General features: G+C 42.0%; 18 protein-coding genes and 1 riboswitch. Of the genes, 9 read left to right on the forward strand and 9 right to left on the reverse strand.

What is annotated here, in order from left to right; translation table 11 throughout:
* On the forward strand, positions 1-792 hold the full coding sequence (locus tag BPOF4_RS18670; RefSeq protein WP_041823096.1) for an endonuclease/exonuclease/phosphatase family protein: 792 nt from the start codon (positions 1-3) through the stop codon (positions 790-792).
* Between the two features lie 46 nt (positions 793-838).
* Here BPOF4_RS18670 and BPOF4_RS18675 read toward each other — a convergent pair whose 3' ends face one another.
* Positions 839-1,258, reverse strand: coding sequence for a potassium channel family protein (locus BPOF4_RS18675; RefSeq protein ID WP_012960818.1), 420 nt, complete (start codon positions 1,256-1,258; stop codon positions 839-841).
* A gap of 130 nt (positions 1,259-1,388) precedes the next feature.
* On the opposite strand from BPOF4_RS18675, the gene BPOF4_RS18680 reads away from it, so the two are divergent.
* A complete protein-coding gene (locus BPOF4_RS18680; protein WP_012960819.1) occupies positions 1,389-2,657 on the forward strand; it encodes a CYP152 family fatty-acid peroxygenase CypC in 1,269 nt (422 codons plus the stop codon).
* Positions 2,658-3,249: 592 nt separating this feature from the next.
* Here BPOF4_RS18680 and BPOF4_RS18685 read toward each other — a convergent pair.
* Entirely contained in the window at positions 3,250-4,236 is a 987-nt protein-coding gene (locus tag BPOF4_RS18685; RefSeq protein ID WP_012960820.1) for an alpha/beta fold hydrolase, read from the reverse strand.
* Positions 4,237-4,734 (reverse strand): methyl-accepting chemotaxis domain-containing protein, encoded by a 498-nt coding sequence (locus BPOF4_RS18690; protein ID WP_012960821.1) that lies wholly within the window; start codon positions 4,732-4,734, stop codon positions 4,237-4,239.
* 222 nt (positions 4,735-4,956) lie between these two features.
* Between BPOF4_RS18690 and BPOF4_RS18695 the strand changes: the two genes are divergently transcribed.
* Positions 4,957-6,315, forward strand: coding sequence for a cytochrome P450 (locus BPOF4_RS18695; RefSeq protein ID WP_012960822.1), 1,359 nt, complete (start codon positions 4,957-4,959; stop codon positions 6,313-6,315).
* A gap of 156 nt (positions 6,316-6,471) precedes the next feature.
* Here the strand turns inward: BPOF4_RS18695 and BPOF4_RS18700 are convergent, their stop codons facing one another.
* Complete coding sequence (locus tag BPOF4_RS18700; protein ID WP_012960823.1) at positions 6,472-7,020, reverse strand: flavin reductase family protein; 549 nt, start codon at positions 7,018-7,020, stop codon at positions 6,472-6,474.
* A gap of 5 nt (positions 7,021-7,025) precedes the next feature.
* The gene (locus BPOF4_RS18705) at positions 7,026-7,691 is read right to left on the reverse strand and encodes an oxidoreductase (protein WP_012960824.1); all 666 of its coding nucleotides are present in this window, start codon (positions 7,689-7,691) and stop codon (positions 7,026-7,028) included.
* A gap of 128 nt (positions 7,692-7,819) precedes the next feature.
* A riboswitch (TPP riboswitch) is annotated at positions 7,820-7,934 on the forward strand.
* 141 nt (positions 7,935-8,075) lie between these two features.
* On the opposite strand from BPOF4_RS18705, the gene thiC reads away from it, so the two are divergent.
* From thiC to BPOF4_RS18720, 4 genes are all read left to right on the forward strand, one after another.
* The gene (gene thiC / locus BPOF4_RS18710; RefSeq protein ID WP_012960825.1) at positions 8,076-9,854 is read left to right on the forward strand and encodes a phosphomethylpyrimidine synthase ThiC; all 1,779 of its coding nucleotides are present in this window, start codon (positions 8,076-8,078) and stop codon (positions 9,852-9,854) included.
* 13 nt (positions 9,855-9,867) lie between these two features.
* Positions 9,868-10,044: a hypothetical protein gene (locus tag BPOF4_RS22305; RefSeq protein ID WP_012960826.1), complete on the forward strand. Its 177-nt coding sequence runs from the start codon at positions 9,868-9,870 to the stop codon at positions 10,042-10,044.
* Positions 10,045-10,220: 176 nt separating this feature from the next.
* Positions 10,221-11,756, forward strand: a complete 1,536-nt coding sequence (locus BPOF4_RS18715; RefSeq protein WP_012960827.1) for an FAD-dependent oxidoreductase — start codon at positions 10,221-10,223, stop codon at positions 11,754-11,756.
* Between the two features lie 475 nt (positions 11,757-12,231).
* Positions 12,232-12,432 (forward strand): YwbE family protein, encoded by a 201-nt coding sequence (locus BPOF4_RS18720; protein ID WP_012960828.1) that lies wholly within the window; start codon positions 12,232-12,234, stop codon positions 12,430-12,432.
* Between the two features lie 20 nt (positions 12,433-12,452).
* Here the strand turns inward: BPOF4_RS18720 and BPOF4_RS18725 are convergent, their stop codons facing one another.
* On the reverse strand, positions 12,453-12,833 hold the full coding sequence (locus BPOF4_RS18725) for a VOC family protein (protein ID WP_012960829.1): 381 nt from the start codon (positions 12,831-12,833) through the stop codon (positions 12,453-12,455).
* A gap of 94 nt (positions 12,834-12,927) precedes the next feature.
* Between BPOF4_RS18725 and BPOF4_RS18730 the strand changes: the two genes are divergently transcribed.
* Positions 12,928-14,667, forward strand: a complete 1,740-nt coding sequence (locus BPOF4_RS18730; protein WP_012960830.1) for a methyl-accepting chemotaxis protein — start codon at positions 12,928-12,930, stop codon at positions 14,665-14,667.
* Positions 14,622-14,915: a hypothetical protein gene (locus BPOF4_RS21350; RefSeq protein ID WP_012960831.1), complete on the forward strand. Its 294-nt coding sequence runs from the start codon at positions 14,622-14,624 to the stop codon at positions 14,913-14,915. Before BPOF4_RS18730 ends, BPOF4_RS21350 begins: the two co-directional genes overlap by 46 nt.
* A gap of 51 nt (positions 14,916-14,966) precedes the next feature.
* On the opposite strand, the gene BPOF4_RS18735 is transcribed toward BPOF4_RS21350, so the two are convergent.
* The 3 genes from BPOF4_RS18735 to BPOF4_RS18745 all read right to left on the reverse strand — a co-directional run bounded on the left by BPOF4_RS18735 (position 14,967) and on the right by BPOF4_RS18745 (position 17,959).
* On the reverse strand, positions 14,967-17,135 hold the full coding sequence (locus BPOF4_RS18735; protein ID WP_012960832.1) for a DNA topoisomerase III: 2,169 nt from the start codon (positions 17,133-17,135) through the stop codon (positions 14,967-14,969).
* Between the two features lie 135 nt (positions 17,136-17,270).
* The gene (locus tag BPOF4_RS18740) at positions 17,271-17,585 is read right to left on the reverse strand and encodes a DMT family transporter (protein ID WP_012960833.1); all 315 of its coding nucleotides are present in this window, start codon (positions 17,583-17,585) and stop codon (positions 17,271-17,273) included.
* Positions 17,586-17,587: 2 nt separating this feature from the next.
* Positions 17,588-17,959: a DMT family transporter gene (locus BPOF4_RS18745; RefSeq protein ID WP_012960834.1), complete on the reverse strand. Its 372-nt coding sequence runs from the start codon at positions 17,957-17,959 to the stop codon at positions 17,588-17,590.
* Positions 17,960-18,014 lie beyond the last annotated feature (55 nt).

Raw genomic sequence — 18,014 nt, forward strand, 5'->3', positions numbered from 1 at the left:
TTGAAGCTGTTAACATTAAACGTTCACGCATGGCAGGAAGAAAATCAAGAAAAGAAGCTCGATCATCTAGTAAAAACAATCTTTGAAGAACAATACGATGTCATAGCTCTGCAAGAAGTGAGTCAGCATCGTGACCAAGATGTGGTAGAAGGTCAAATTAAAGCTGACAACTACGGGTACATTTTGCAGAAGAAACTAAAAGAGCTCGGCTCAGCTCCATATGAAATGGTCTGGGCTCCGTGTCACTACGGATATGAGGTGTTTGAGGAAGGCATTGCCCTCCTCACACGCCATCCTATTATTGAGTCAACTGACTTTTATGTAACGAAGAGCCGTGAAATGAAAAATTGGAAATCAAGAAATATTGTTGGTGCTCTCATTGAGATCGATAACAAACCGATTCATTTCTACTCCTGTCACCTTGGCTGGTGGGAAGATACAGAAGAGCCCGCACGCGGCCAAATGGATGCGCTGCTAGAGCAGATTCCAGCTGATGGGCGAGTATTTTTAATGGGTGACTTCAATAATCATGCCGATATGCGTAACGAAGGATATGATTACCTCATTCAAAATGGATTTTATGACACGTTTACATTAGCGGACGAAAAAGATTCTGGTGTTACCGTTGAAGGAAAAATTGCCGGATGGGATCAAAATAAACGAGGAATACGTATCGATTTAATCCTAACAAACCAAAAAGTAAACGTATTTTCCTCAAAAGTGATCTTCAACGGGCGCAATCGTGACATTGTTTCTGACCACTTCGGGGTAGAAGCCGTTATTACTGAATAAAATAGTATCGTACAAAGTGAGCAGGCCTAATGGTCGCTCACTTTTTTTATGAAGTCTCCTCACTTTGAGCTGCAACACTAAATCCTTTCATGAAATAAGCAGCGGGTAAGAGTAAGCCAAGACTAGCCTGAATGATCGAGAAAAACCTCGCACTTCCAACAGGGACAAGATCCCCGTATCCAATAGATAACATTGTTACCCCGCTGAAATACAGAAAATCTAAAAAGGTCTGTTCGGCAATTTCTCCAGTAGGATCATTAATTAGAAGAACAGGCTCATGAAACGAAAGGAAGTAATAGAGAAAGGCAAAGCCGAATGTAATCCCTACTAGGACGAAAAATAATTTATAAAATAGAGTCGGGCAAAAATAGCTCTGTTTATAGGATTTACTTGTAAAGAAATAATAAAGATTTCCGATTAAAAATAAAATCGTGATGGCTATTAACAGCATTGAAACCACGCTCATCCCCCCCTCTCCTACCTTTTTCACTAATGAAACAGGTACAAACCTCTAATTTACCCAACGTTTATTAAAGGAGATATCTGGGAAAGTTCAAAAGAGATACGGATACTACAGCAGAAGGAGCGGATCGGTTATGAAAACATCACAAGCAAACATCCCAAGTGAAAAAGGATTAGATCACAGCCTCTCACTCCTTAAAGACGGCTATTTATTTATTCACAAACGTGCTCAAGACTTCCAATCAGATATTTTCAAAACAAGGCTGATGGGTGAAGAGGCGATTTGCCTTAGAGGTGAAGATGGAGCCAAAGTTTTTTATGATAATGATAAATTCAAAAGGGAAGGCGCTGCCCCAAAACGTGTTCAAAAAACTTTATTTGGAGAGGATGCCATTCAATCCATGGACGGCGAAGCGCACCGTCACCGTAAGCAGCTATTTATGTCATTAATGTCTCGTGAACGTCTTCAGGAATTAAATGAAATTACGCGTGCGCAATGGCTTCTTTACATAAAGAAATGGGAAACGCAAAAGAAAATTGTCCTGTTTGATGAAATGGAAGCGATGCTGACAAAGGTTGCCTGTGAATGGGCTGGAGTGCCGTTAGAAGAAAAAGAGGTAGAAAAGCGTACGAAGGATTTCGGTGACATGATTGATGCTTTTGGAGCTGTTGGTGTACGCCACGCTCGCGGAAGAAGCGCAAGGAAGAGAACGGAAGCATGGATAACGTCCTTAATTGAAGAAGTAAGATCTGAGCAGCGGAGTCCTCGTGAATCAACGGCTCTTTATCAAATGGCTTGGCATAAGGAACTGGACGGGACCTTAATGGATGCTAAGATGGCCGCTATTGAATTAATCAATGTCATCCGTCCAACGGTTGCGGTAGGTCGTTTTATTACGTTTGGGGCTGTTGGGCTGCATGAGTTTCCAAAAGAACGCGAGAAGCTGATGCAAGATCAAGATGGCACATACAGTCACCTCTTCACTCAAGAAGTGCGTCGTTATTATCCGTTTGCTCCCTTTACTGGTGCGAGAGTGAAAAAGGATTTCACGTGGAACTCTCATCAATTTAAAGAGAACACACTCGTTTTGCTTGATATATATGGGACCAATCGCCACCCAAAACTATGGGAGAGCCCAAATGAATTCCGTCCTGAACGATTTAAAGGCTGGGAAGGCAGTCCTTTCTCCTTTATTCCTCAAGGAGGCGGCGATGAACATAAAGGGCATCGCTGTGCAGGCGAGTGGATCACGATTGAATTAATGAAGATCAGCTTATCTCAATTGGCTCAGAACATTACGTATGACGTGCCGAAGCAGGACCTCACGTATGATCTAAGCAGAATGCCAAGCATACCGAAAAGCCGTTTTATTATTCAAAATGTACGTAGACAACAACAATAATACTAAGGCTCGGAAAATATTAACTTATAGAAATACGAACAGCAGGAGTGGCCTATGTGGACCACTCCTGAAATATGCTTCATTTTCCGCGGGAGCTAGTAAGCCCCGCTCTACAAGAGGCTACCTAAAAAGTTTTCCCTACAGTGTGGTTGATTTCCGCTACAGGCACTCGCTTTCCGCGGGCGGTCCGGGAGCCTCCTCGTCGCATGCTCCTGTGGGGTCTCCCCTGGCCACGCACATCCCGCAGGAGTCGGTGCCTATAGCGAGGTCAACCGAGCGCGTAGGTTAATAAGTGGTTCCTCTCATTGAAAACAGGTGTTCAGTGACTTACCTTTTTTAGTGAAAATAATATAATTTGAGTTTCGATTGGTCTGATCGAAAACGAAATCATCCATTAAATTCTTTAAAAACCACGAAACCTAGCGGATGAAATGTGCGTAGACTCCTGCGGTGCCTAGAGCAGGGCTGAGATCCCACAGGGCCAAAACCCGAGGAAGCTCAGCAGCTCACCCCGGAAAGCGAAGCATATTTCAGGAGCGGCCATTCTCCTCTAACATATGTTTATTTCAATCTTTTATTGTTCCAGCCTTATTTATATCCGGTCTGACCGTTCTTCTAGCCAGCTTTCGAGAAAATCCGGAATTTCTCCTGAAAGCGCAAGGCTGATATGGCCCCCTTTTACGCGCTTATATGTCCGGTCTTCACTCCCTATCATTTTCATCAATGGTTTTGTTAAATGTTCTGGTACGATTAAGTCGTCAGTCGTAGAAACAACCAGCAAATCCGCCGTTACGTTTCGAAGGTTAACATGTTCCCCGCCCAGATAAAGTTTATTTAAAATCAATTTATTTTTCTTTCCCAATTCATTCATTAACTGCTTTAATGCAGCCCCTGAAAAAGGAATATGCTCCTCCACCCACTTGCTTACAAGTTCTGCTTTCTTTGAACGTTTGGCATGGCTTTGAAATGCAGGAGACCATGTATTTGTAAAGGTAAATGGTTTGGTCATCGTCCGCATAGCAATCTCTACTAGCTTAGCAGGAATCAAACCATATTGGTCGATTACCTCATCAAAGCTAATCTCTTCTTTCTTCAATGCTTCCGCCCACTTTTCTAAAAAAGGCGGCTTATCAAAATCAAGCGGCGGCGCAAATAGAATGAGGTTCCGAATAGGCTCCGTGCTTAAAGCCGTATACATTAATGCCAACGTACCACCTAAACAATAACCAATCACACTCATTTCCTCTGCCCTAGAATGAGCAAGTGCTCGTTTGACAGCCTGCTTGATATACTTCAACACATAATCATCTAGAGTAAGATGTCCGTCCTCATATCCCGGCACTCCAAAATCAAGCAAATACACATCGTACCCCTGCTTAGTAAAAGCCTCCACCATACTCATTCCAGGTGCCAAATCAAGAATATAGGCTTTATTCAACAAGGAATAGACGAGAAATAAAGGAACACGATACGTTTTTTTCTTCGCTGGATAATACCAGAGCGTCGCTTTATTTTTCTTCCAAACGGCCACTCGAGATGTTTGTCCTATATGAGGGTTTAATCTATCAAACTGATCCATCTACTCCCACTCCTCATCTAGCATGCATTCAAGCTCATACTGAAACAGACGAGGATCTGTGATATGAGGATTCACCATAAGCATTGGTGATGCCGCATGATCATTATTTATAACGGTTTGCCTGCTGTCATTTCTCTTATTCGTTTTCTCTCTTTGGCTAACTCCCTCTGACTTTTTCTTTAAGGTTTTTGTTTCCTCCCCCAAACGATCAACCTTTTCTTCTAGCCTATCAATCTTTTCTTCTACTTGAATAACAAGATTAGCAACTCTTGCTACATCGTCCTTTGATGGTATATTCAGCTGCTGAGAAATAAGCTCAGAGTATCCTCTTACTTTCTTTAAAGAATGGACATGACTCTCTAGCATAGCATTCATCTGCTCAACACTTTCTGCAGATTCTACCCACTCTTTAACCTGTTGATTCATCTCGTTCTCTAGTTTTTTGCCAAAAGACGTCACGAGTGCTCTTTTAGATTTTGATTTTGATTTTTTACCCATTTTCTACTCTCCTTCTCTCCCTCTATTTCTATACTTCTTCCTGTGAAATTTGCCTTTTATACTATACACACGCTGCGGGTAATCCGTTCATAGATTAACCTACCTTTAAGAAAATCAAGCAAACGAACCAATTATCTCTGTTCTTCCGCATCTATACCTTTCCAATCTCTCTCTTCTACATATCCTAATTCCGTTACTAGTAAAAAATGAGGATGATGAACAATGACTAATAGATTTCAAAGGAGAAAACCAATACCAGGGCCAAAAGAACATTGGTTAAAAGGGAGCTTACAAGCATTCACATCTGATCCGCTTCGCTTTTTAAGCAACCAAGCTGAGACGTTCGGGCCTGTGAGCTCTTTTCGTTTCGGACCATTTCAAGAAGTGTATTTCGTCAATGATCCAGATCTTATTAAAGAAATCTTGGTGACAAAACAAAAAGCATTCATTAAATCTCGGGATATCCAAATGCTAAAAGCTGTGGTAGGAGAAGGTCTATTAACTAATGAAAAAGAGTCTCACCTGAAGCAGCGGAGACTTATCCAGCCTGCCTTCAAAAAAACACATATCCACCAGTACGCTCAAGATATGATAGAAACAACAAACGCATTTATAAAAGGTTGGAAGGGCGAAGAAGAGAGAAATATTGCAGCTGACATGATGAATATAGCTCTTGGCATTATTACAAAAACAATGTTTGGCATGGAGATGGGACAAGGGGCAGATGTGATAGAACAACCGATGGAAGCAGTCATGAAACTTGGTATCAAAAGAATGCGCTCCCTCTCTCCTCTGCCTTTATGGGTCCCTACTCAGGCAAATCGACAACTGAAAAAGGCAGTGAAAGAGCTGGATGATGTCCTTTTTTCTATCATTAGCAAAAGAAGATTAGAGGATAATCAATCAGAAGATTTATTAGGGATGTTAATGAAAGCTCGGGATGAAGAAAACGGGGCTGTAATGTCTGATCAGCAGCTACGAGATGAATTAATGACAATATTTCTTGCTGGACATGAAACGACAGCTAACCTCTTAGCATGGACGTTATATTTATTATCAGAACATCCAAGTGCTGATGAAAGACTGTACGCAGAAATAAAAGAGGTCACAAATGGAGAAGCGCTCTTACCAGAACATTACACCAAGCTTACTTATACGCAAAATGTAATATCTGAATCAATGAGACTTTATCCTCCGGCCTATGTGATCGGAAGGCAAGTAGAAGAAGACATAGAAATTGGACCCTACTTATTTAACAAGGGGGCGATGGTTTTAATCAGTCAGTATGTTATGCATCGAAACGCATCATTCTATCATGAACCTAACATTTTCAAACCGGAACGATTTGATCATAATTTTCTTAAAACCTTGCCTCCTTTTGCCTATTTCCCATTTGGCGGCGGGCCGCGAGTCTGTATCGGAAACCACTTCGCTATGATGGAGGCTACGTTAGCTTTAGCTGCGATTGCTCAGAATTATAAATTCACCTTAACAAGCAGCCAACAAAAAGTAACACCACAGCCCCTTATCACACTTCGGCCTAAAGGCGGGCTCATGATGAAGGTTGAGAAGAGGAAGTAAAAAGTCAGAAATAGAAGAGGCAAATTTTTTTCATAGACTTGATTCATTCGATTTGCTTCATTATTATTTACGGGGAGGATCCTCCTTTTTAATGTTTGTTTTCAGACACTAACATCATATCGGGGGAATCCTCTTCATTTTTATTAAAGTATCTTTTTATTTTAAAAAATCTTTATACCCTACTCTATCATCAAGCTTCACATACCTCGATCTCCCTAGATATAAAGGAATTGAAAGTTGTTTTAAATTTGGCAGCCCATTACTCAAAAAGAGAGCCTCATCTCGGTAAAAGCCCACAAGTTCGGCGACAAAAAAATCATGGTCTCCATATGTCTTAACATCAACCGTCTCACATTCATACACAACATAGGCCTCTTTTAAAATAGGAGCTCCCGTTGCCTCACCTTCAATAAAAGATTGGGTTGATAGTTTATCTGTATCAGCTCCTGAGGTCACCCCTGCTTTTTGAATAACTTCCGCCTTCTCAAACGGTAGAAAGTTTATCGCGAATTTCCCTGCTTTCTTCAACAACTGGTATGAATACCTTTCTCGTCCAATACTTACCCCGTACATAGGAGGCTCATAAGAAATATAAGTATGCCATCCACATGCCATTATATTATGTTCCTCTTCAACTGCCACCGTCACTAGCGCCACCATGCCAGGATAACTATGCATGACCGTTTTATCTAGCCGCTCTAACATTTACTTCACTCCTCTCTCCCAGCCTTTTCAATCTCATTTGATTGAAGAATCACTGTACCTGTACTTCTATTTTCTGACGCCTGTTTAACCATCGCCCGTGCAACCACCACGTCTTCAATTCCTCTATACTTTCTAAGCGGGCCCAACAAGAGAGGCTTCATCACTTTCACTGCATGCTCACCCACCTTTTCCCCAAAGCGAAATTCTTCACGATTGCCTAACAAAAGAGAAGGTCTGAAGATATCCACATGTGGATAACCTACTTTCTTCACTGCCTCTTCCATTTCGCCTTTTACTCTGCTGTAAAAAACCCGTGACTCTGAGTCTGCTCCTATCGCAGAGATAACAAGTAAACGCGAAGCCCCTTTCTCCCTCGCTATCCTGGCAACCTTTATCGGATATTCATAATCAACTTTTTTAAACGCTTCTTTTGTTTTAGCTTTTTTGATCGTAGTTCCAATACAAATAAAGACATCGTCTACTGCTGGAATATCGTTTTCTGTCAACGAATCAAATTTAACCTTATGGATGATTTGTTTAGAATCTGACTTATCCACAGGACGGCGCACTAGTAAATGTACTTCTTTGTATTCCTTCGACTGAGATAATTGGTTGACAACTTGCTTTCCTACAAGCCCTGTTGCCCCAAGTATTAATGCACGACGGTTCATTTTGAAGTCACTCCTTTGAACACCATTATAATGATTCTGTTTGAAAAGAGCGAAAATTTGACTTGATCTTCCAAACTTTCTCATGTTAGGATTTGGTTTGTAAGAGATTTTGTTTTAAAGAACTTAATAGCATTAACTAGGGGTGTCCAACGAGCTGGGCTGAGAGAAAAACGCGTTGAAGTTTTTTAACCCTTCGGACCTGATCTGGCTCATACCAGCGTAGGGAAGTTAGAGACTCCTAAGTATTTACATGTCTATTTGACTACTTCTACATAGTATAAGCCGGGCCCAAATCTATCATTTGGACTCGGCTTTTTATGTACTCCCCTATCCTTTTTATGTACCGATCTCGTCCTCCATATCACAAGCAGAGGAGAGAAAAAAATGTCTGATACGATGCAAAAAAACTTATCAATCATGTCCCAATTTCCAGAAAGTAAAAAAGTGTATGTGAGAGGTTCAAGAGAAGACCTTAAAGTCCCTATGAGAGAGATTTCCTTATCCAACACAACGGGTTCATTCGGTGAGGAACAAAATCCCCCGCTTCGTGTTTACGATACAAGCGGACCTTATACTGACCCACAGCACACGGTGGAGCTAGATAAGGGGCTCCCCCCGCTTCGGAGCAATTGGATTTTTGAACGCGGTGATGTAGAAACCTATTCCGGGCGAAAAGTGTGTGCAATGGATAATGGGTATAAAAGTGAGAATGATCCTAGAGCGTCCTATCAAGAATTTCCTCGCCAAAGCCTGACAGCCGTTAGAGCGAAAGCAGGAAATAATGTCACACAGCTTCATTATGCGAAAAAAGGTATGATTACGCCGGAGATGGAGTTTGTCGCGATCAGAGAGCAGGTCTCACCAGAGTTTGTACGGGAGGAAATTGCTCTTGGTCGTGCCATTATTCCAAACAATATTAATCATCCAGAATCAGAGCCGATGATCATCGGCCGAAATTTCCACGTTAAAATAAATGCAAATATCGGCAACTCTGCCGTTACTTCCTCTATTAAAAAAGAAGTAGAAAAGATGACTTGGGCGACCAGGTGGGGTGCCGATACAATCATGGACCTCTCAACAGGCTCTGATATTCATAAAACGAGAGAATGGATTATTCGAAATGCGGCTGTTCCTGTAGGGACTGTTCCTATTTATCAAGCTCTAGAAAAGGTGAATGGGATCGCTGAAGATTTAACATGGGAGATTTACCGGGATACATTAATTGAGCAGGCAGAACAAGGTGTGGATTACTTTACGATTCATGCAGGAGTCCTGCTGCGCTACGTTCCTTTGACAGCTAAACGAATGACCGGCATCGTTTCACGAGGCGGATCCATTATGGCTCAGTGGTGCTTGTACCATCATAAAGAGAACTTTCTCTACACTCATTTTGAAGAAATCTGCGACATTATGAAAACATATGATATCGCCTTTTCACTAGGTGACGGGCTGAGACCTGGATCAATTGCTGATGCCAATGATGACGCACAGTTTGCTGAGCTTGAAACACTAGGTGAACTGACTAAGACAGCCTTTAATCAGGATGTGCAAGTGATGGTTGAGGGGCCCGGCCATGTACCGATGCACTTAATTAAAGAAAATATGGATAAACAGCTTGAGACATGCAATGAAGCACCCTTTTATACTCTTGGCCCGCTTACAACAGATATCGCACCAGGCTATGACCACATCACATCGGCCATTGGAGCGGCAATGATTGGCTGGTATGGCACGGCCATGCTTTGTTATGTCACGCCTAAAGAACATCTTGGTCTGCCTAATAAAGAAGATGTCCGCACGGGGGTCATTACGTATAAGATTGCTGCTCATGCAGCCGATTTAGCAAAAGGACATCCTGGTGCTAAAAAAAGAGATGATGCCTTGTCAAAAGCTCGTTTTGAATTCCGCTGGGAAGATCAATTTAATTTATCCCTCGACCCAGAACGAGCACTCGAATATCACGATGAGACTCTCCCTGCAAAAGGAGCGAAGACGGCGCATTTTTGTTCGATGTGCGGTCCTAAATTCTGCAGTATGAGAATTTCTCAGGATATTCGCGATTATGCCAAAGAAAATAACCTTGAAACCAATCAAGCAATTGAGCAAGGAATGCAGGAGAAGGCACAGCAATTTAAGGAGCACGGCAGCACGCTATATAAATAAGGTGGTGTTAGATATGAAGCTTGTCCGGCTTGCAAAGCTTGAACAAGAACGAGCTGCGCTCAACGCTAGAATAAAAGAAATTGAAAAAGAGATTATAACGTTGCAAACAACATGCGAACATACCTTTTCCGGAGACTCCTATTCGCTTAGCTGCACTAAATGCGGAATCACTCGTGTTCTTTATTATTAATTGCTTCCTCCCGGGCTGCCCCACTTAAGCGGGGCAGCTTTTTTTGTTTGGAAAACATCACCGGGCAGCGCTCAACTTATTCCTCACGTTTAAAGAAGCTTAATTTGTGATACATAAGAACATACCAACTAGGACAAAATATGGAAGTAGATTACGAACTGAGGAGGTTCAATTTAATGAATGAGCAAACACCCAATCAGCTGCCTGAGAGACCAGAGCCATATTGGAGAATAACAAGCCAGTTAGCAAGCTTTCCCCCCCTTAAAGAAGACATTAAGACTGATGTCTGTATTGTAGGTGGTGGGATTTCTGGAATTACAACGGCCTACCTGCTCGCCAAAGAAGGATTAGATGTGACCTTAATTGAGGCAGATGTATTAGTCAACGGAACGACAGGCCATACAACCGCTAAAATAACAGCCCAGCATGACCTGATTTATGATGAATTAATCCATAATCTCGGCATTGAAAAAGCAAAGTTGTATTACGAGGCAAATGATGCTGCTCTTCAATTTATCCGTAAGTTAGTGAAAGAAGAGAAAATGGCTTGTGATTTTACAGATGAGGATGCCTACCTCTACACCACTAATAACCGAGGTGTCAGCAAGCTGGAACATGAATTTAAAGCTTATCAGGAAATTGGCATTGATTCTGAATGGATTACCTCCATGCCGCTCGATATTCCTATTAAAGCAGGAATCAAAATGCGTAACCAAGCACAATTTCATCCAGTGAAATATTTAGCTCATCTTATTAAAGGATTTACTGAAATGGGCGGTAAAATATATGAGCATACGGTTGCAGATGATGTAAAAGAAGGCGAAGCTCCTATTGTGGTCACACGTGATGGAAAACGGATTTCAACTCAATATGTAGTAGCTGCTTCCCATTTCCCGTTCTATGACGGCGCTGGTTTTTACTTTTCTAGACTGCATGCAGACCGCTCCTATGTTGTTGCTGTCGAGTGTGATGAGGAATTTCCAGGAGGAATGTACTTAAGCTGTGATGAGCCGAAACGATCTCTACGCTACACGGATATGGATGGCAAAAGGCTCGTCATTGTTGGTGGTGAACAACATAAAACCGGGCAAGGCATGGATACTATGTATCATTACGCGGCACTAGAAGAATACAGCCAAAAGATGTTCACTAATTCCAAGGTCCGCTTCCGCTGGTCTGCCCAAGACCTTGTGACGCTTGATAAGGTCCCTTATATCGGAAAACTTTCACGCATGCATCCAAATATTTTTGTTGCCACAGGCTTTAGAAAATGGGGGATGACAAACGGCACGGTTGCCGCTCATGTGATTTGTGATCTCATTACACATCGTCCAAGTCCATACGAAGAGCTCTTTAAGCCCTCACGCTTTGTCGCTGACCCGAGTATCCGCCACTTCATGTCTGAAAACCTTGATGTCGCAAAGCATCTTATAAAAGGCAAGTTTGATGATGCAGATAAATCAATAGATGAAATCTCGGTTGATGAAGGGGCAGTTGTAAAAGTAGACGGAAAAAGAGCAGGCGCGTATAAGGATAAAGAAGGGTGTCTCCACGTGGTCGACACAACCTGTACGCATATGGGCTGTGAAGTCAATTGGAATAATGGCGACCGCACATGGGACTGCCCATGTCACGGTTCACGCTTCTCTTACAAAGGCGAGGTCATTGAAGGCCCAGCAACAAAGCCGCTGAAGTCATTAAAAGATAAATAAGGTGCTTACATTAAAGGAATTGCAAAGTAAAAGGTCATGCCGCCGCTCCTGAAATATGCTTCGCTTTCCGCGGTGAGCTGCTGAGCTTCCTCGGGCTTTAGCCCTGCGGGATCTCAGCCCTGCTCTAGGCACCGCAGGAGTCTACGCATATTTCATCCACTAAGTACTGTCTTTGAAACGTATATAGTGGGATGCTTTCTATTTCGATCAGACCAATCGAATGATAAATTAATTAACTTTACTAAAAGTTAAGATCACTTAACAACTTCTTATAACAAGGGAGCACTTTACAACGTCCTTCCTCCTTTGATTAGAGCGGAAATCACCCCCCCCTGTCAGGATGGATACTTTTTGCAGTGTCTGCGTTTATTACCTGCTCCAGTTTTGTCTCAGCCATTTTATAAATCTAACTAGGAACATCTAATAGATTAAGGTATGATAGGTGGATCACTTACGTTAGAAAGGTTGTGGTCCCATGAATGGTCAAAACCGCTCCTCTATTAAAATCGGCCAGCGCGTTCAGATTGTTTTAAAAAAAGACCAACGCTCTGGTACGTTAACAGAAGGCATCATCTCACGCATTTTAACGAAATCACCTCATCACCCGCACGGCATAAAGGTGATGCTCGCAGATGGCCAAGTAGGACGTGTAAAAGAAATTCTAGAAGAAGCATAAGAAGAGGAGGCCTCCTTTTCTTATGCTTTTCTTTCTACATGAAGCTCAATTATATGCCCATCAGGATCGAGACAAAAAATCTGAGCGAATCCGCTTTTGCTCAGCGGCTTTTCGATGACCTCTATCCCCTTCTTCTTAAGCCAGCTTAAAGCCTGGTCATAATCTTCTACTCTAATAGCAAAGTGATGCCCCCTTGGATCTATTATCTTCTTCTCTTCTATTTTGTTACGGTCTTCGATTAAATGCAGCTGGCCTCCTCCAATTTGAAACCAAGCCCCTCTGAAATCAAAGCCAGGACGCTCTATTTCTTCAAGTTTTAAAATTTCTTTATAAAACTGTATCGATTGATTTAAATCCTTCACAACAAGACTTACATGATGAAGATCAACTATTTTAAGCACTTTGACCTAGCCCCTTTGTCGTTTTTTATTAAAAATTCCTACTATTAAACCGATATGTATATAGAGGTATGCATTTATAAGGAGGATGGAGTAAGTGAAATCGATTCAAGCAAAAGTAATCACCCTCATCTGTACGCTGCTCTTGATTACGTTAGGTGTTGTTTCCACTTTAACGTATTTTCAAGTAAAACAACAGGTTGAGGACAATGTTCGAGTTGAAGGGGAGTCCCTTGTACAAGAAAAAACAGATCTCATCTCATTGTATTTAGAGAATTTCGCATCATCTCTTGACCGTTACAGTCAAGATGGACGCATTATAGACATGCTCGAAGCAGCAGAAGAAGAACAAGAAGCTGCGTGGACGATTGTTAACGAAGACTTTCAAACGTTCAATTCCCTAAATGAACACATCGCTGTTACATATATCGGTTCAAACGAAGGTGAATTTTTTACGGAACCGTTTATTGATGTAGGTTCAGATTATGACCCGCGTACGCGTCCTTGGTATACAGCAGCAGAAGAAAATCCAGCAGCCGTCATTTGGACAGAGCCCTATGAAGACGCTAGTACGGGTGAATATGTAGTCACTGCAGCCAAAGCTGTAACATCTGGTACGACCGTGCTCGGAGTCGTATCATTTGATTTATATTTAGAAAACTTAACATCGATTATTAATGCTAGCAGCCCTGGGTACGATGGCTACTTTTTCTTATTTGACCAATCTGGCATTGCTCTTGTCCACCCTACACTAAGCGGGAATCAAGCAGATCATCCGGTTGTGTCCCAATTAATTCAATCATCTAATGATAACGGCTTTATGGATTATCAATCAGAAGGAGAAAACCGTCTTCTTTATTACAATACAGTTTCAGAAACAGGCTGGAGGGCAGGCGCTGTATTCTCACATGAAAATATGATGGCTGGCGCTCGAGATATCCGCACAACGATCATTGTAATCGCCCTTGCTGCTATTTTATTATCAGGCGGTATTGCTTATATTTTCTCAAGAAGAATCACTAAGCCAATCGTTGCATTAAAGAAAGAAGTAAGCCGTGTAGCAAACGGTGATCTTACAACGACGATGAACAGCACATCTAAAGATGAAATCGGACAATTGACCAATGATTTTAATGTCATGGTAGGATCTATGCGTGAGTTGGTTGAATCGATTCAAGCATCGGTTGAACAAGTAAATGATTCGGCAGAAAGCCTAAGTGCAGTTTCTGAGGAGACAATCGCTTCAAGTGAGGAAGTGGCAAATGCCATTAGCGAAGTGGCATCCGGCTCTACCCAGCAGGCGGAAGATGTAGATGGGGCAAAAGATTTAACGATCGAGCTTTCCAATCAAATTGAAAAAGTCGATTACCACTCGGATGAATTGGTCGTTCTATCTAAAAAAGCAACAGAAGAAAACCAAAAAGGCTCTACGCAAGTAGCTCTTCTGCAAGAGAAAACAAAAGCATTTAATACAGTAATTGGAAATGTCGAGAGTGTCGTTGAAACTCTTGCTAACCGCATCAAAGAAGTAGAGCAAGTAATTAATACAATTAACGATATCTCGAATCAAACGAACTTACTCGCTTTAAATGCAAGTATTGAAGCGGCTCGAGCTGGTGACAGCGGACGAGGATTTGCTGTTGTGGCTAATGAGGTTCGAAAGCTCGCTGAGCAGACTTCTCAAGCGACAGAAAAGGTCCGCCACACAATTGAAGGGATCGAAGCGGAACATCTAAAGTCGTTAGTGAAGTACATTCTACAAAGACAATTACAGCTGAACAAAATACAGCAGTGGCCGCAACAGAACAATCGTTTAATGAAATTGAATACGTTGTAGGCGATATTATCCAAGCGATTGACCTTATTAAAGAAGAAGTAAGACATATGAATGAACGTAAAGATTCTGTTGTCGCATCCATTGAAAACATTGCTGCTATTTCTCAGCAATCAGCAGCAGCCGCTGAAGAAGTAACAGCTTCCACAGAAGAACAAATGCGTGCCCTAGCTACCGTATCTGACTCTGCTGAGGTGCTGACAGATGCAAGTGAACTTCTTACTGAGCGAATGAATCGTTTTAAAGTATAAAGACAGAAAAGACCCTGACTTGAGTGAACTCAGGCTAGGGTCTTAGTCTTTTTATTTATCTAATTTAAGCTTTGCTAATGCATCCGCAAGAGCGGTATTTCCAAAGTCTTCATCTTTGTTTTGCTTTTTCATATAGTTTGAAACCTCACGCTTTGAGACTTGTTTATGCTTATTTTTCTTTTTGCGTTCATTAAAGACCGACAGCTTCTCACGATGACCGCACACACAAGCAAATGTTTGACCTTCTCCTTCTCCTCTAAGCTCAAGTTTCTTTTTACATTTAGGGCAGCGAGCATTGGTGACCTTCGCTATATTCTTTTTATAGCCGCACTCACGATCCTGACACACTCTCATCTTCCCTCTTTTACCATTCACTTCAAGCATCAGTTTGCCGCATTCAGGGCATTTACTTCCTGTTATATTATCGTGACGGAAGGTTTTATCACTTGCCTTAATCGACCCTACAATTGATTTGGCATACTGCTTCATGTCAGAGATAAAAGCCTGCTTTGTCAGCTTCCCATTCGCAATCGCTTCAAGCTTTTGTTCCCACTCAGCCGTAAGTGCAGGAGTACGTAAATCTTCTGGAACAAGATCAAGCAGCTGCTTGCCCTTAGACGTGATAAAAAGATCTTTCCCTCGCTTTTCAATTAAGAAGGATTGGAAAAGCTTTTCGATAATATCAGCTCTTGTAGCAACCGTCCCAATCCCGCCTGTCTTTCCAAGCGTTTCGGCAATCTCTTCCGTTTTATTTTCCATAAAAGCTTGAGGACGCTCCATCACAGAAAGCAATGTCCCTTCATTAAATCGAGCGGGAGGCTTTGTTTCCCCTTTTGTGAGGGTGCAATTCTTAATCGTGAATTCTTCAGCTTCCTTTACAACAGGCAGCCCTTCGCTTTCTTCTTTTGTGTCATACACGACTTTCCATCCCAACTTGAGAACTTGGTCCCCCTTCGCCTCGAACTGTTCCCCACAAGCTTCCGCCTCTATTTTAGTCTGCTCGTACTCATATGCCGGGTACAAAACAGCTAAAAAACGTCTAACAATCAGCTGGTAGAGCTTGTATTCCCTTTCTGATAAAGCAGAAGGTGCCGGGGCCTGCTCTGTAGGAATAATCGCATGATGGTCCGTCACTTTACGGTCATCAACAAAATGAGTGTTCGCTTTCAATGGGCGCTTCCTTATGTCTGAAACGAATTTCCTGTAAGGCTGTACATCACATGCTTTTAAGCGGTCGTCTAGTGTTTCAACCAGATCTGACGATAAGTAACGTGAATCTGTTCTTGGATACGTTACTGCCTTATGGTGTTCATATAACTTTTGCAACGTGGAGAGCGTTTCTTTTGCCGAGAAGCCAAACTTCTGGTTCGCCTCACGTTGCAGTTCTGTTAAATCATACAATTTAGGCGCCAACGTTTTCTTCTTCTGTTTCTTGACTGCTTTAACGGTGAGCTTTTCTCCTTCAAGCTTTTCTTTTAAGTTCTTGGCATGTTGATCATCGAAGATTCTGCGTTCTCCGCTCTCTTTTTGATACCACTGAAAGCGAAGACTATCTTTTACCGTGATAAATAACTGATCAAATGACTTCGGTTTAAATGCTTGGATATCTGCTTCCCTTTTAGCAATCATTGCAAGTGTCGGTGTTTGTACACGCCCGCAAGATAATTGCGCATTATATTTCGTTGTCAATGCACGAGTCCCGTTCAGTCCTACATACCAATCTGCTTCAGACCTAGCAACTGCAGCATCATATAAGGGTTCATATCTCTTTCCATCTTTCAGCTGAGAGAACCCTTCTTGAATCGCTTTATCAGTAACCGATGATATCCATAAACGCTTGACCGGCTTATGACAATGCGCCTTCGCTAAAATCCACCGTGCAACGAGCTCCCCTTCTCTCCCCGCATCGGTAGCAATAATGACTTGTTCCACATCTCCTCTATTAAGCTGAGCTTTCACGGCGTGGAATTGTTTACTCGTTTTTTTTATAACCACTAAATTAAGTTTCGACGGCAGCATCGGTAAATCTTCTAGTTTCCATGATTTATATGTATCACCGTAGCTTTCAGGATCTGCTAGTGTGACAAGATGACCAAGAGCCCAGGTCACAATATACTTTGAGCCTTCAAAGTATCCATTTCCTTTTTTTTCACACTTCAACACACGCGCTAAATCTCTAGCTACGGAAGGTTTTTCTGCTAGTACCACAGACTTTTTCATTCAAACACCCTTTCTATTAATTCTCCAAAACATATCGACAAATCATCCTCCAATTATGATAGCACCCCCGCTGTTAAAAAGATATCGCATTGGCGTTTCACGTGAAACATCCTTTATTGTTCCACGTGAAACGTTCTATGTTACCAATTTAAGCCCAATCGCTGCGCTCAGAATCATTGCAAGGAAGACAAGCCTTTTCCAATCGGTTGATTCTTTATAAAAGATCATTCCTAGAAGCGCTCCTCCTGCTGCACCGATTCCTGTCCATACAGCATAGGCCGTCCCCATCGGCAATCCTTCCATCGAAGCTGCCAGGAATAGAAAGCTGATCACAAAAGAGCTTCCTAGCATGAGTAAGCTGGTCATTTTATGGTCATGATGCCACTTATTAATCATTGCTACACCAGCCATTTCAAATAGTCCTGCTAAAATTAAATACACCCATTCCACTCTTACTCCACCCCTTTCTCATGCTGGCTTTGATCTTCACTCGTTACAAGCTTTAATCCTATAACCCCAGCTAAAAGCAACCCTATCAGAAGAACCTTTATTATTTCTAACGGCTCTCCAAATAATAAAAATTCTGCAGAAACGGTACCTGCAGTACCCAGCCCTACAAATACAGCATAGGCAGTTCCAACCGGCAGTCTTTTCCCTGCTTGAATTAACAAGTAAAAGCTGACCGCAATCGCTATGATCGTGATCATCCACTCCCACCACAGGGAAGCATGTTTTAATCCAATTACCCAGCCAACCTCAAAAAATGCTGCAATGACGACCTTTCCCCACTCTACATTTAATTTCTCATTTGTTCTCCTGCTCATTCTCTCTTCTCCTCCTTTATCACAACAAAAAAAGCCCGGGACATACTCTTTTCTA

This window comes from Alkalihalophilus pseudofirmus OF4 (genome assembly GCF_000005825.2).
In the GTDB taxonomy this organism is placed as follows: domain Bacteria; phylum Bacillota; class Bacilli; order Bacillales; family Bacillaceae_D; genus Alkalihalophilus; species Alkalihalophilus pseudofirmus.

Coding starts and splice junctions, on each gene's coding strand:
- BPOF4_RS18675 (WP_012960818.1), bottom strand. CDS start 1,258: ATGAGCGTGGTTTCAATGCTGTTAATAGCCATCACGATTTTATTTTTA.
- BPOF4_RS18680 (WP_012960819.1), top strand. CDS start 1,389: ATGAAAACATCACAAGCAAACATCCCAAGTGAAAAAGGATTAGATCAC.
- BPOF4_RS18685 (WP_012960820.1), bottom strand. CDS start 4,236: ATGGATCAGTTTGATAGATTAAACCCTCATATAGGACAAACATCTCGA.
- BPOF4_RS18690 (WP_012960821.1), bottom strand. CDS start 4,734: ATGGGTAAAAAATCAAAATCAAAATCTAAAAGAGCACTCGTGACGTCT.
- BPOF4_RS18695 (WP_012960822.1), top strand. CDS start 4,957: ATGACTAATAGATTTCAAAGGAGAAAACCAATACCAGGGCCAAAAGAA.
- BPOF4_RS18700 (WP_012960823.1), bottom strand. CDS start 7,020: ATGTTAGAGCGGCTAGATAAAACGGTCATGCATAGTTATCCTGGCATG.
- BPOF4_RS18705 (WP_012960824.1), bottom strand. CDS start 7,691: ATGAACCGTCGTGCATTAATACTTGGGGCAACAGGGCTTGTAGGAAAG.
- thiC (WP_012960825.1), top strand. CDS start 8,076: ATGTCTGATACGATGCAAAAAAACTTATCAATCATGTCCCAATTTCCA.
- BPOF4_RS22305 (WP_012960826.1), top strand. CDS start 9,868: ATGAAGCTTGTCCGGCTTGCAAAGCTTGAACAAGAACGAGCTGCGCTC.
- BPOF4_RS18715 (WP_012960827.1), top strand. CDS start 10,221: ATGAATGAGCAAACACCCAATCAGCTGCCTGAGAGACCAGAGCCATAT.
- BPOF4_RS18720 (WP_012960828.1), top strand. CDS start 12,232: ATGAATGGTCAAAACCGCTCCTCTATTAAAATCGGCCAGCGCGTTCAG.
- BPOF4_RS18735 (WP_012960832.1), bottom strand. CDS start 17,135: ATGAAAAAGTCTGTGGTACTAGCAGAAAAACCTTCCGTAGCTAGAGAT.
- BPOF4_RS18745 (WP_012960834.1), bottom strand. CDS start 17,959: ATGAGCAGGAGAACAAATGAGAAATTAAATGTAGAGTGGGGAAAGGTC.